Here is a 13,006-nt window from a genome sequence, read left to right as displayed (position 1 = left end):
AGTAACTCCCCGGTGCACCGCGCCGGGTGCACCTCGCCGGTCCGGTGCCGTGCTGCCCCGATGGTCGCGGTCTCTCGGGCCGGCGACGATGCCGTTCGGGACCGCAGGTCCGGACGGCGCGCGGTGCGTGGTTTTCGAGCGGTGGCGCCGTCGGTACCCTGTCGGATCAGGGGAAGCGCTTTCCTGTCGGTGTCGCCGACCGGGACACCGTGGAACGACGCACAGAGGGCGGCGAGCATGGGCGAGGACCTGACCGGGGTACGGCTGCGGGTGCGTGGCGAGACCGTCGCGGAGTACGTCCTCGACGACCCGCACGTCGACCCGCGTTGGGGGCGCCGGCCGTACCTGCATCCGGTACGTACCCTCGCCGGGGTCGTGGTGACCGACACGCTGCCCGAGGACCACCGCTGGCACCTCGGAGTCTCGGTCGCGATGCAGGACGTCTCGGGCAGCAACCTCTGGGGAGGCCGGACCTACGTCCGGGACGCCGGCTACACCTGGCTCGACGACCACGGTCGGATCGTGCACGACGGCTGGCTGCCGGACGGACACGACGGCTGGCTCCCAAACGGACCGGTGCCGGACGCCGACGCCGATGCCGCAGATCCCGGCGACGGCGGTGCGGCGGCCGGGAGCGGCTCGGGCGGCGGTCCCGGTGACCGCGGGTTCGCCGAGCGGCTGCGCTGGCTTGACCCGGACGACGCGACCCTGCTGACCGAGGAACGGCGGGTCGGCGTCGCCGGGTTGGCGGGCCGGGCCGACGCCTGGCTGCTCGACTTCGGGTACGTCCTGACCGCACCGGCCGACCGGGACATCCTGCTCGGCAGCCCGGCCACCAACGGTCGGCCGGACGGCGCCGGCTACGGCGGCTTCTTCTGGCGGGTCGCCCCGGGGCCCAACCGGGCCTTCACGGCGAGCGCCGAGGGGGAGGAGCGGGTCAACGGCAGCACCGAGCCGTGGCTGGCGATGGTCGGCGCGGCGGGCGGCGGCCGGCCGTACACGCTGGTCTTCGCCGGCCTGGCCGACGGCGACCACTGGTTCGTGCGGACCGGGATCTATCCCGGGGTCTGCGTCGCGCTCGCCTTCGACCGGACCCTGCCGGTCCCGGCCGGCACCTCGGTGCGGCGCCGGCACCGGATCGTGGTCGCGGACGGCGAGCTGACCCGCGACGAGGTCGAGGCGTTGCGGCCGGTCCTGACAGCCTGACCGGCCCCGCCCCGAACCGGAACCGGAACCGGCCCTCAGCCCTTCAGGCCGGAGGTGGCGATCCCCTCGACCAGATAGCGCTGGAAGGCCAGGAAGAAGAGCATCACCGGGACGATGCTCAGCACCGACATCGCGAACATCGGCCCGTACGCCGACTCGCTCGTCTGGTCGATGAAGAGGCGCAGCGCCAGCGGCAGAGTGTACGACTCCGGGTCGTTGAGGTAGACGAGCTGGCTGAAGAAGTCGTTCCAGGTCCAGATGAAGGTGAAGATCGCGGTGGTGACCAGGGCCGGCTTGAGCAGCGGCAGGATCACGTACCGGAAGGTGAGCACCGGGCCGCAGCCGTCGATCTCGGCGGCGTCGTCCAGCTCCCGGGGCAGGCCCCGGATGAACTGCACCATCAGGAAGACGAAGAACGCGTCCGTGGCGAGCAGCTTGGGCAGGATCAGCGGTACGAAGGTGCCGACCAGGTCCAGTTGCTGGAAGATCGTGTACTGCGGGATCAGCACCACGTGGTACGGCAACATGATGGTCAGCAGGGTGAACGCGAAGAGTGGCCCGCGCAGCCGGAACCGCAACCGGGCGAAGGCGTACGCGGCCAGCGCGCAGGAGACCAGGTTGCCGATCACCGCGCCGACCGCCACGATGAGCGAGTTGGTGAAGAACTGCCAGACGCCGATGCCGGCGATCCCGTCCAGCGCGGCGGAGTAGTTCTGTGGCGCCAACCGGGTCGGCAGCAGGCTCAGGCTGGACAGGATCTCGTCGGTCGGCTTGATCGAGGTGGCCAGCAGCCACACCACCGGATACAGCAGCAGGGCCAGTACGGCGATGATCAGCGTGTGCCAGCCGACCGTACGCAGCCGGGCACCGGTCGCGCCGGGCCGCCGGCCCGCCGGAGTGCGGGTCGACAGGCCGTCGGAGAGCGTGCTCACCGGTCCTCCCCCGAGTAGAACACCCAGCGGCGCGAGGTGCCGAAGAACAGTGCCGTGATGATCGCGATGACCAGCAGCAGCAGCCAGGCCATCGCCGAGGCGTAGCCCATCCGGAACTGCGAGAATCCGCGTTCGTAGAGGTAGAGCGTGTAGAACAGGGTCGAGTTGCTCGGCCCGCCCCGGCCACCGCTGACGATGAACGCCGGGGTGAACGCCTGGAACGCGTGGATCGTCTCCAGCACCAGGTTGAACAGGATGATCGGGGAGAGCATCGGCAGCGTCACCGACCGGAAGGTGCGCCAGGTGCCGGAGCCGTCGACCGCGGCGGCGTCGTACAGCTCGGTCGGGATCTGCTTGAGACCGGCCAGAAAGATCACCATCGGCGCGCCGAACTGCCAGACGGCCAGGATGATCAGCACGTAGAGCGCGTAGTCCGGCTCGTTGATCCAGCCGCCGGTGTCCCAGCCGAAGTTGCCGGTGACCGAGTCGACCACCCCGGCGTCGGTGAACATCGCCCGCCAGACCAGCGCGATCGCCACGCCGGTGCCGAGCAGCGAGGGCGCGTAGAAGGCCGACCGGTAGAAGCCCTGCCCGCGCCGCTTGCGGTTGAGCAGCAGGGCCACCGCGAGGGCGGCGGCCAACTTCAGCGGTACGGAGATCAGCACGTACATCGCGGTGACCTTGGCCGAGGCGAGGAACCGCGCGTCGTCGGCGAAGAGCCGCTGGTAGTTCTCCAGGCCGACCCACTCGGGAGAGGTGAAGAGGTCGTAGTCGGTGAACGACAGGTAGAGCGAGGCGAGCATCGGGCCGACGGTCAGCAGCAGCGCCCCGACGACCCAGGGGGAGAGGAAGAGGTACGCGATCCCGGGCCGGTTGCGTCGGTATCGGGGCCGCGCTCCGGCGGCGGTGCCGCCCGGTGCGGCGGGCCGGGGCGGCGGCCTGCGCAGGGTCCCAGTTGTCATGGTCGACTTTCCCATCGGCTCCTGGCGGCCACACCCTCACCGGGTGTGTGCACGCGCCCCGGTGGTGAGGCGGTGATGAAACCATTCAACAAACCGCACGAAGGTACCGCCGGCGGGCGGGGCCTGTCAATGGAGGCTCTGCCGACCGGAGTGGAGCCCGAGCTGGTCGGAGGAATGTCCGGTCGTGGATGAATCGATTCAGATCGACGATCAGGATCCGGGACCCCAGCCAGGATCCCGGTCGAACACGACGATCAGCGGTTCTGCCCGGGGCACCCCCACCCGCCGGGAAGTGCCTCGGGCCGAGCGGGGGTCTCCGGTCGGCCCGACGCGGTGGGTTTCCGGTCGGCCCGACGCGGTGGGTTTCCGGTCAGTCCGACGCGGTGGGTCTCTGGTCGGCCCGACGCGGTGGGTTTCCGGTTTAGTCCAGTTGATCGGCGGCCAATCCGAGTTCGCGGGCGACCGAGAGCCGCACCCACTCGGTGAGTTGACGGCGTGGGACGACCCGGTCGTGCACCGCCATCTGCACGGCGAGCCCGTCGATCAGGCCGTTGATCCGCCAGGCGGCCCCGGCCGGGTCGTCGCAGCTGAACACCCCGTCCGCGACCCCGGCCGCGATCACTTCGCCGAGCCCCTCCCGCCGGCGCAGGTCCAACCGCCGCGACACCTTCTCCAGTTCCGGCGTACGCAGCGACTCCGACCACCCGTCGATCCACATCGCCCACGATCGGGACCGGCCCGGCGGGGTGTAGAGGCGGAGCAGCTTCTTCAGCTTGACCAGTGGGGTGGCGGGGGACCGGAGTACCGCCTCGAGGCGGGCCAGATCCTGCTCTGCCGCGTACGCGAACGCCTGGGCGACCAGTCGCTCCTTCGTGGCAAAGTGGTAGAAGACCAGCGCCTGACTCACCCCGGCGGCCTGGGCCACGTCGGCGGTACGCGTGTTGGCCAGGCCCCGCGTCGCGATCACGTCGCAGGCGGTGCGTAGTAGCGCATCCAGGCGCACCTCTGCCGCACGTCTCGTCACGCGGCTACGTTAGCCCATTCCGGCCGGCACAATAAGCTATCAACACGTCGGATAAGTTACTAGCGGGTCAGACTGTCCACTAGCGCCTCAGAAGCCGCACGTCCCGGCGGCCGGTAGCCGAGCCCGGTGAGCCCGCCCCAGCAGAGGTGCAGCCCCTGGCGGGCGGGCGGCCGGCGCAGCCAGTCAACCGCCCGGCCCGGCGGGCCAACCACCGGACGGAGAAGATCGGCAACCATCGGTACCCCGTAGTAGTGTCCGCTCATGCCAGACGGTGTGGCCGAAATTCCTCCGGCGACAGGCCCCGAACCCGGGCCGGACCGGTCGGCGGAAACGCCCGCCCGTCATTCGGGGCGGTCGGCGGAAACGCCCGCCCGTCATTCGGGGCGGGACGAACCCCTCGCCCTGGCCACCCCGGACGTCGCCACCGCCGTGACCTACGACGACGAGGAGCGGCCGGCCCGGCACCTCAGCGGCCCGGTCGAGGCCGGGGTGGCGGTGGTCGCCTTCGCCGTCGCGCTGTTGGTGCTCTGGCAGGTGTTCCGGCCACTGTCCCAGGGCAGCCAGTTCTATCTGATCGTCTTCCTGACCGGCGTACTGCCACTTGTCTTCCTCGCGTACCGGTCGGGGCTGCGGTTGCCGGACCGGCTGGCGAGCCGGCTGCCGGCGGTCGGGCCGCGCCGGGTACCCGATCCGGATGCTCCGGCCGCGGCGCGCCGGGACCTGCCGACGGTGCCGGACTGGCTGCTGGCCGGGCTGGCCCTGGTCGTCTGCCTCTACCCGGTGCTGCCGGTCGCGATCGGCGACGCCGGCGGCGGCTACGACGCCTTCCTCGACCGGCAGGGGCTGCTCGTACCGGTCGACGTGTTGATGGGCGCGCTGCTGCTGGTACTCCTGATCGAGGCCTGCCGGCGCACCACCGGCTGGATCCTGCCGGTGGTCTGCCTGCTCTTCCTCGGCTACGGCTACTACGGCGGGCTGCTGCCGCAGAGCTGGGCGATCGCGCACGCCGGGCTCGACTTCGGACAGATCGTCGACGCGCTCTACAACTCCGGCAGCGGCTTCTACGGCACCCCGTTGGACGTCGCCGCCACCTACATCGTGCTGTTCACGATCTACGGTGCGGTGCTCGACCTCTCCGGCGCCGGACGGTTCTTCGTCGACCTGTCGGTGGCGGCGTTCCGGCGGTCCCGCAGCGCCGCCGGCCGCACCGCCGTGGCCTCCGGGTTCCTGCTCGGCACCGTCTCCGGCTCCGGCACCGCCACCGCGGTCAGCGTCGGCGCGGTCACCTGGCCGATCCTGCGCCGCGCCGGATACCCCGCCGAACACGCCGGCGGCATGCTGGCGGCGGCCGGGGTCGGCGCGATTCTCTCGCCCCCGACCCTCGGCGCGGCGGCGTTCATCGTCGCCGAATACCTGGAGGTCTCCTACCTGACCGTGCTCGGCTGGGCGGTGATCCCGACCCTGCTCTACTACCTCGGCATCCTGCTCGCCGTCGAGATCGACGCCCGCCGGTTCAAGGTACGCCCGGTGGAGGTGGCCGCCGGCTCGGCGTGGCGGCTGCTGGGCCGGTTCGGCTACCACTTCTCCTCGCTGATCGTTATCGTCGTGCTGCTCGCCGTCGGGGTGAGCGCCACCCGGGCGGTCGTCTACGCCACCGGGCTCGCGGTGCTGCTCAGCTTCCTCGACCGGCGGAGCTGGCTGACCCCACGACGGATCTTCACCGCCCTCTCCGCCGGGGTCCGCGGGGTGTTCCCGGTCGCCGCGGTCTGCGGCGCGGCCGGCATCATCACCGCCACCACCACCAAGACCGGACTCGGCGCGCAGTTCGCCTCGCTGCTGGTCCGGGGTGCCGAGGCGCTGACCGACAACCCGACCGTGGTGCTGGCGTTGACCGTGGTCTTCGCCGCGGTGGCGCTCTCGCTGCTCGGGCTGGCCGTACCGGTCACCGCCTCGTTCATCATCGGCTGGGTGATCATCGGTCCGGCGCTGCTCGCACTCGGCGTACCGGCCCCGGCGGCGGCGATGTTCGTCTTCTACTACTCCGTGCTCTCCGAGGTCACCCCGCCGACCGCGCTGGCGGCGGTGGGCGCGGCGGCGATCACCGGCGGCCGGACCGTGCCGACCATGTGGCAGGCGCTCAAGTACGCCCTGCCGGCGTTCCTCGCCCCGATCGCCTTCGTGCTCACCGGGCCGGGGGAGTACCTGCTCGGCCGGGGCTCACCGGTCGAGGTGCTCTGGGCGGGGCTGGCCGGCTGTCTCGGCGTGGCGGCGCTCGCCGTGGCCACCGGTGGCTGGGTGCTCGGCGTCGGGCCGGCCGGGGCGGTCGAACGTTCGCTCAGCGCCGTCGCCGGCCTGCTGCTGCTCTATCTGCACCCGGTGTCGATCGCGATCGGCGGCACCCTGGTCGTCGTCGCCGTGCTGGCCGCACTGGCGCGTCGGCGCCGTACCGCCGGCACCCGGTCGGTGGTGGCCCAGGAGGTCGACCCGGTGGTGCCAAGCGCCCGGGGCGGCGATGACCGGCACGTCGAGGCCGGACCGGACGGCGCGGACGCGCAGCGGTCGGGGCCGGAGAGCGCGCCGGTGCCGGCCGATCCGGGCGCCCGGGGGGACGACGGTTCCCGGGTGGACGACGACACCGGGCCGAGGGGCCGGGGAATCGGTTCGAGCGTGGGAGAGGATGCGAAATGAGGCGTACGACGAGGATCGTGGCGGCGGTCGCCGCCGCCGGCCTGGGGCTGACCGGCCTGGTCGGCTGTGGTGGTCGGCAGGACACCGCCACCACCGACGCGGGTGGCGACGTCACCTGTGAGGTGGGTACGGAGACCCGGATCGGGATCGCCACCGGCAACGCGACCGGGGTCTACTTCGCGCTCGGCAACGCGTACGCCGAGCAGGTCTCCAACGCGCCGGGCAGCAAGGTCAAGGCCACCGCGGCTGAGACGGGCGCCTCGGTGCAGAACATCCAGCAGCTCGTCGCCGGCACGTACGCGGTGGCATTCTCACTGGCCGACACCGCCGCCGACGCGGTGCAGGGCACCGGCAGTTTCGAGGGGCAACGGCAGCCGGTGCAGGCGCTGGCCCGGATCCACACGAACTTCACCCAGGTGATCGTCCGCAACGGTGCCGGGATCAACTCCGTGGCCGACATGCGGGGCAAGCGGGTCTCCACCGGTTCGCCGAAGTCCGGGACCGAGGTGATCGCGAACCGGCTCCTCCAGGCGGCCGGGCTCGACCCGGCCAAGGACATCCAGGCGCAGCGGCTGGACCTGGCCAAGACCGTCGACGGGGTGAAGGACGGCTCGATCGACGCGCTGTTCTGGTCGGGCGGCCTGCCCACGCCGGGCATCACCGACCTGCTCACCACGGCCAAGGGCCAGGTCAGTTTCCTGGACATCACCCCGCTGCTGGCCGAGATGAAGAAAATCAACCCGGTGTACGAGGAGGGTCCGATTCCGGCCGCGACCTACGGCACTCCGGCCGACGTCAAGACCATCGTGGTGCCAAACTTCCTGCTGGTGAAGGACGACCTGGACGCGAACCTGGTCTGCATACTGACCAAGGCGCTCTTCGACCGGAAGCCGCAACTGGAGCAGGCCAACGCGGCGGCCAAGGAGATCAGCCTGGATACCGCCCGTAAGACCGACCCGGTGCCCCTGCACCGCGGCGCCATCCAGGCCCTCGACGACCTCAACGCCGCGAAGTAACCGACCGACCCCGCACCACCGCCCCGCCCCTTCATTCCAGGTTCCTAGGATGGTTCAGGGGTGGTGGTGCGGGCCGAGTACGGATGATCAAGGCGTCGACCAGGCTGAAGTTGCCGACCTCGAGGGTGGGGGTGGGCGTCCGGGACCCGCTGACCCGCCGACCGGCCCCCGAGTTGGCATCTGTTCGCGGCCTCGGCTAAAGTTCTCATCCGTCACCAGGAAACACCGGATGACAAGCGGACGTAGCGCAGTTGGTAGCGCATCACCTTGCCAAGGTGAGGGTCGCGGGTTCGAGTCCCGTCGTCCGCTCGGAGATGCCGCCACATGTCGGGGGCTACCTCGGTGGAGTGGCCGAGAGGCGAGGCAACGGCCTGCAAAGCCGTGTACACGGGTTCAAATCCCGTCTCCACCTCGGCTACAAGCGAGGGCGATTGGCGCAGTGGGAGCGCGCTTCCTTGACACGGAAGAGGTCACTGGTTCAAACCCAGTATCGCCCACCAGCTATATAAGCAGGTCAAACGGCTCGTTATCGGATCTTCGGTAACGAGCCGTTTCGGGTCCTGGCCCTTACGCGGGGAGCATTCGGGGAGCGCGCCCGCTCCCCGGTGTTGACCACTTCCGTTAACCGATTGTCCTGTAGCGTGCCAAAACTAGTACGACGGCCTTGACCTGGTCTTTTGTGAAGATCGGTTCAGGCTGCTCGGTGGTACTCGTTGATCACTCCGCCGAGTCGTCGTCGACGCCGCACGGGCTTGTACACGGGAATGATGACGGTCGGGTCGTGGTTGGGTGGGCGCTGTTGTCGTCCTTGGTGTGCTCGGTGGTTGTTGAAGTGGTCCACGTACTCGTCGACCACGGTCAGTGCGTGCCGCTCGTTGTAGAGCAGCATGTGGTCAGTGCACTCCTGGCGGAGGCTGCGGCCCCAGCGTTCGATGAAGCAGTTTGCCCTCGGGGCGCGGGGCGGGGTCTTGACCACGGTGATGCCTTCGCTGGTGAAGACGTGATCGAAGGCGGTGGTGTACTTGGCGTCGCGGTCGCGGATCAGAAATCGGAACTGGTTGGCGCGCCCGCCGAGGTCCATGAGGAGGTTTCGCGCCTGCTGGACCACCCATTGTCCGGTGGGGTGGGCGGTGATGCCCAGGAGGTGGACCCGCCGGGTGTTCACCTCCATGACCACCAGCGCGTACAGGCGCCGCAGCAGGATCGTGTCGAGGTGGAAGAAGTCGATCGCTATCAAGCCAGCGGTTTGGTTGCGTAGGAAGGTCCGCCAGCTGGTGTCCGGTTGGCGGGGCGGTGGACCGACCCGCCGACGGGCCAGGATTCGTCGGATCGTGCCGGCCCCGATGCGGTGACCCAGCCGCTGTAGCTCGCCCTGGATTCGGCGGTGGCCCCAGCGCGGATTGTCGCGGGCCAGTCGCAGCACCAGGTGCCGGATCTCGTCGCCGACGGATGGTCGGCCGGGCTTGTTCGGGTAGGTCCAGCGTTTGGCGATCAGACGTCGGTGCCAGTTCAGCAACGTGGCTGGAGTGACGATCCGGTGTGCCCGCATCCGGCGGGGCAGCAGGCGGGCCAGGGCGGACAGGATCGCCCGGTCCGGCCAGGACAGCCGCGATCGGACCGGAACCTGGCGGCGCAGTACCGCCACCTCCTGTCGTAGCGCGAGGACCTCGACCAGCAGCGCTCTGTCGCCCCGGATCAGTAGCCCCAACCCGGTGAACAGGTGGATCATTCCCAGGTACAGCAACCGTACGACCATACCGACGATCATCAAGCTAAGCCGAGAAATGCCAGCTCACAGCATGTGCGACGAGTTCTGGCACGGTACAGGGCACAGATGCCGCCCTGGTGGCGATTCCGACAGCGAGGGTCCCCATACAAGGAGTGTTCAGAATGGGTAAATATCTGAGCATTCCCCTCGGGAGGGTACCAGCGAAGTTGACTGGCGCATCAAAGATAAATCTAAGGGGCGGGCCATACCACATCTACCGCACTGATCCGAAAAAAGCGACCGTGGTGGTGGCGGGTTGGGCGATAGGCACCAACCACGATCCAGCCACAAGCCTCTACAGTCAGTTGGTTGGATGACGATGAAATTCGGTTCAGTGCTAGAAGGGGTACTGGTAGCCTTCGTTATAGTCGCGGTGCTTGGGATTCTCGTCCTACTGGGGTACCCATCGCTATTGCCGGGGACATATCGAAGCGCGGATGAGCGTGCGGTGGCGGTTGAAAGTGAACGTCGACATCATCGAAGAGCACACCGCGTAATGTCGATAATAATTTCGGTCATCTTTGGCTTCACTGCGATAGTCACACTCGTGGGGCCCGCGGAGGATCGCTTGGTCGGACTTTCCCTGGCGGCGATATCGATCGCAAGTGCTACAGTGTTCGTGCTGCTCATCCGGAGCGATCGACGCCGTATCGACCGTAGACGCCAGCGTCCTGACCAGCGTAACTAACAATCTTGGAGTAGTTGCAGATCTTGAAGACGTCCCAGGAGCTTTGAATCTCAAGCAGCAGCATCCACTGTGGCTGGAACGGCGTGGAAATGTGACGGCAAGACACTGCGCGGCTCCCGAACCATCGACACCGCCGCCCAGCATGTCCTCGCAGCCTGCGACCAGGCCACCGGTGTCGTCCTGGCCAGCACCGATGTGGACGGCAAGACGAACGAGATCACTCGGTTCCAGCCACTGCTCGACCAGATCGGCGACCTACGCGACACGGTCATCACTGTCGACGCGCTGCACTGCCAACGCGACCACGTCGCCTACGCGACCGCCAGGTTCACCGCCGTTGTCGACTTCCCCTCCTCCAGCACCGCACTGGTGATCACGATCACCTCGGCGGGATGGTCGACGTCCACGAACTGCAGGTTCGTGCGCAGGTACCGGAACGCCTCACCCGAGGCAGAAAAGGCCCTGCTCACCTGCGTCGCCGCGTCTGCCGCGCTGACAGCTGCCAACGGCGCGCGCTTTACACCCACCTCGAACGGTACGACCGCCAGGACGGGTGCGCCGCTGACCCGTTCGAGCGCCTCGACCGACTTCACCGTGACGTCCAACATCTCCCGCAGCATTGCCGCCGCCACCCCGAGAAGCAGGCCGAGCAGCCCGGCCAGCAGGAGGTTTCGCACCGGCCTCGGGGATACCTGCTCCGGCGTCGTCTCAGCGACCGCCTCCACCTTCACCGGCGACGTGTTCCGGTCCGGTGGCGTCTCCAACTCCTGCACAGCGGCGACGAACCTACTGGACAGGGCCCTGGCGATCCGCGTGGAACGGGACGGATCGCTGTCGGTGACCCGCAGTCGCAGCAGTACCGTATTCGGCACGGCTTCGGTCCTGATCCGCTCCTTGTACCTGCGCCGGTGTCAGGCCGATACCGTCCTCTTGCGCTACAGCGCGATTTCCTGCAGTTCGTCGATGACGAACTCGTACAGGCTGCCGGGTGCGGCACAGACGAACACGGGAATGGCGGACAGTCTGTTGCGGCGGTGGCTGTAGAATCCGACGACCGCGATGCGGTCGAGTCGGTAGAACGAGAAGACCCGATCTCCGCTGCGGTAGTAGATTTCGATGGCGGCGCCATCGGGATGGCGGATGGCCAGGTACTCGTCGCGGGTGGCCTCGATGCGCCGGGTCAGCTCCGCAGGGGTGATGGAGAACCGATCGGCGAGGACAGCCACCGTTGCCGCGTCGGCCGGGTCGGGCAGGAACACCCGGATGCGGGCGCCGGCTCGTTGGGCGAGCTGGTGCAGTCGGCGGGCGTGCAGGTTGCGCCAGGTCTGGCCGTAGGCCACGAAGATGTCCAGCTCCCGCACATCAGCGAACAGGGCATCCCACTCCAACTCGTTGAGGTAGTTCGCGCCGATTCGCAGCAGTCCTGCGGCGACGGTGTCGGTGGCCAGTTGCTCGTGGAGGTGCTCACGTCGGCGTCCTTCCCGATCGACCGTGGCACGCAGTTGCTCGATCTCACGCTGAGCGGCGGCGCGTACGGCGAGGGCGTCGGCGATGATCTGCTCGGCTTGGGCTCGGGCTGCGGCCACCAGCGCGTCCGGTGCGGTGTCGCCTGCCCTGGGGCGCGTCGGGTGAACGGTTGCTGGCTGCTGCTCGGCCAGCCGGTTCCACGCCGATTCCCACCGGCCGTCGGCGGCGGTGTTGACTCCGCAGGCGGCGAGGAAGGTACGCAGCAACGGTTTGCGTGGCAGGCGGCGGCCGGCCAGAACGTCGAGCAGGGTGCTGCGCGGCAGTGGGGTGTGGTGTTCGCGGCCCCACCGTTCCAGGTTCCGGTAGGAGATGTTGTCGGCTCGGGCGCGGACTCGTCGCGTTCCAGCAGGCACACTCCGACCTCGCCGACGACCTCGCCGCCTACGAAGCCAACCTCGGACGACTCGCCAACACCACCGACGCTGATCCCGCCGAACCGCCAGCGCCGAAGCGTCGCAGACCCAAGGCGTAGACCGCCGGACACAGCAGACGGCGCCACTGGGCTAAGAATTGCTTCACCAGATCAAGACGGCCCGGCAGAGCCGGGCCGCGCGCACGCGCTACAGGCCTACGGCCCCGCGCGCACGCCCACCAAGACCGGCCATCACCTACATCGTCAAAGATTGACGATCTTGCATGTGCTTGATTCGTTGACATCAGCCGTGACAGCAACCGACGCGCACCGCCAGGCCCGTCAGCGCACAACTCCGCGACACGACCGCGCTCCAGGCTGGAACAGATGGACGTCGAACCTGTGTAGAATTCAATAATGAGCGCCGATTTCGCTAGGGTTCTTCATGGCCTTATGCAGAACCGTCGACTATCGGCCAGAGCCGTCAGCCGAGCTTCTGGTCGGGCCGAGTCGACCGTCAATCAACTACTTACGGGTAAGCTTCAACCAACGCACGATATCCTTCGGGATATCGCGCCCGTACTGCAATTAGACACAGCCGACCTATTTGTCATTGCAGACCTTTCCGTGGATTCCGAAAATGTCGCGCGCGAGCCATACCCTGCAACTGTAGAGATAGGCCAACTCGTTGCTGTCGCCAGCTTCTTGACTCCCCCAGAGGTCACGCTATTAGTCCAATCCGCCAAAGCTCTCAGGGGCGAAACCCAAGAACATCGCGGCGGCACCCCTTAAGGTGTGGCAATCTGCCGCCTTTGCCGTAGGACACCGGCACCATAGCCTGCG

At 68.3% G+C, this 13,006-nt stretch carries 10 protein-coding genes and 3 tRNA genes; 7 read left to right on the top strand and 6 right to left on the bottom strand.

Features of this window, described 5'->3' with window-relative positions:
• Positions 1–237: 237 nt before the first annotated feature.
• Positions 238–1,206 (top strand): PmoA family protein, encoded by a 969-nt coding sequence (locus ACQEVC_RS43215; protein WP_432890016.1) that lies wholly within the window; start codon positions 238–240, stop codon positions 1,204–1,206.
• Positions 1,207–1,241: 35 nt separating this feature from the next.
• Here ACQEVC_RS43215 and ACQEVC_RS43210 read toward each other — a convergent pair whose 3' ends face one another.
• From ACQEVC_RS43210 to ACQEVC_RS43200, 3 genes are all read right to left on the bottom strand, one after another.
• Positions 1,242–2,138, bottom strand: coding sequence for a carbohydrate ABC transporter permease (locus ACQEVC_RS43210; protein WP_432890014.1), 897 nt, complete (start codon positions 2,136–2,138; stop codon positions 1,242–1,244).
• The gene (locus ACQEVC_RS43205) at positions 2,135–3,100 is read right to left on the bottom strand and encodes a carbohydrate ABC transporter permease (RefSeq protein ID WP_432890012.1); all 966 of its coding nucleotides are present in this window, start codon (positions 3,098–3,100) and stop codon (positions 2,135–2,137) included. The genes ACQEVC_RS43210 and ACQEVC_RS43205 overlap by 4 nt, the downstream gene beginning before the upstream one ends.
• 421 nt (positions 3,101–3,521) lie before the next feature.
• Positions 3,522–4,124 (bottom strand): TetR/AcrR family transcriptional regulator, encoded by a 603-nt coding sequence (locus ACQEVC_RS43200; protein WP_432890010.1) that lies wholly within the window; start codon positions 4,122–4,124, stop codon positions 3,522–3,524.
• Positions 4,125–4,385: 261 nt separating this feature from the next.
• On the opposite strand from ACQEVC_RS43200, the gene ACQEVC_RS43195 reads away from it, so the two are divergent.
• The 5 genes from ACQEVC_RS43195 (at position 4,386) to ACQEVC_RS43175 (ending at position 8,328) form a co-directional block, all read left to right on the top strand.
• Positions 4,386–6,812: a TRAP transporter permease gene (locus ACQEVC_RS43195; RefSeq protein ID WP_432890008.1), complete on the top strand. Its 2,427-nt coding sequence runs from the start codon at positions 4,386–4,388 to the stop codon at positions 6,810–6,812.
• A complete protein-coding gene (locus ACQEVC_RS43190) occupies positions 6,809–7,828 on the top strand; it encodes a TAXI family TRAP transporter solute-binding subunit (protein WP_432890005.1) in 1,020 nt (339 codons plus the stop codon). The genes ACQEVC_RS43195 and ACQEVC_RS43190 overlap by 4 nt, the downstream gene beginning before the upstream one ends.
• Before the next feature lie 236 nt (positions 7,829–8,064).
• Positions 8,065–8,137 (top strand) — tRNA-Gly (locus ACQEVC_RS43185).
• Between the two features lie 32 nt (positions 8,138–8,169).
• Positions 8,170–8,240 (top strand) — tRNA-Cys (locus ACQEVC_RS43180).
• 13 nt (positions 8,241–8,253) lie between these two features.
• Positions 8,254–8,328, top strand: a tRNA-Val gene (locus tag ACQEVC_RS43175).
• Positions 8,329–8,519: 191 nt separating this feature from the next.
• Here the strand turns inward: ACQEVC_RS43175 and ACQEVC_RS43170 are convergent.
• The 3 genes from ACQEVC_RS43170 to ACQEVC_RS43160 form a co-directional block, all read right to left on the bottom strand.
• The gene (locus ACQEVC_RS43170) at positions 8,520–9,596 is read right to left on the bottom strand and encodes an integrase core domain-containing protein (protein WP_432890003.1); all 1,077 of its coding nucleotides are present in this window, start codon (positions 9,594–9,596) and stop codon (positions 8,520–8,522) included.
• 999 nt (positions 9,597–10,595) lie between these two features.
• Positions 10,596–11,156 carry a hypothetical protein gene (locus ACQEVC_RS43165; RefSeq protein WP_432890001.1) on the bottom strand — a complete coding sequence of 187 codons (561 nt, stop codon included), beginning with the start codon at positions 11,154–11,156 and terminating at the stop codon, positions 10,596–10,598.
• A gap of 63 nt (positions 11,157–11,219) precedes the next feature.
• Entirely contained in the window at positions 11,220–12,164 is a 945-nt protein-coding gene (locus tag ACQEVC_RS43160) for a hypothetical protein (RefSeq protein WP_432889999.1), read from the bottom strand.
• Between the two features lie 416 nt (positions 12,165–12,580).
• Between ACQEVC_RS43160 and ACQEVC_RS43155 the strand changes: the two genes are divergently transcribed.
• Positions 12,581–12,955: a helix-turn-helix domain-containing protein gene (locus ACQEVC_RS43155; RefSeq protein WP_432889997.1), complete on the top strand. Its 375-nt coding sequence runs from the start codon at positions 12,581–12,583 to the stop codon at positions 12,953–12,955.
• The last annotated feature ends 51 nt before the right edge of the window (positions 12,956–13,006 follow it).

The sequence above is a fragment of the Plantactinospora sp. CA-294935 genome, from assembly GCF_050936445.1.
In the GTDB taxonomy this organism is placed as follows: Bacteria; Actinomycetota; Actinomycetes; order Mycobacteriales; family Micromonosporaceae; genus Plantactinospora.
This window is presented reverse-complemented; position numbering and strand designations above follow the sequence as displayed.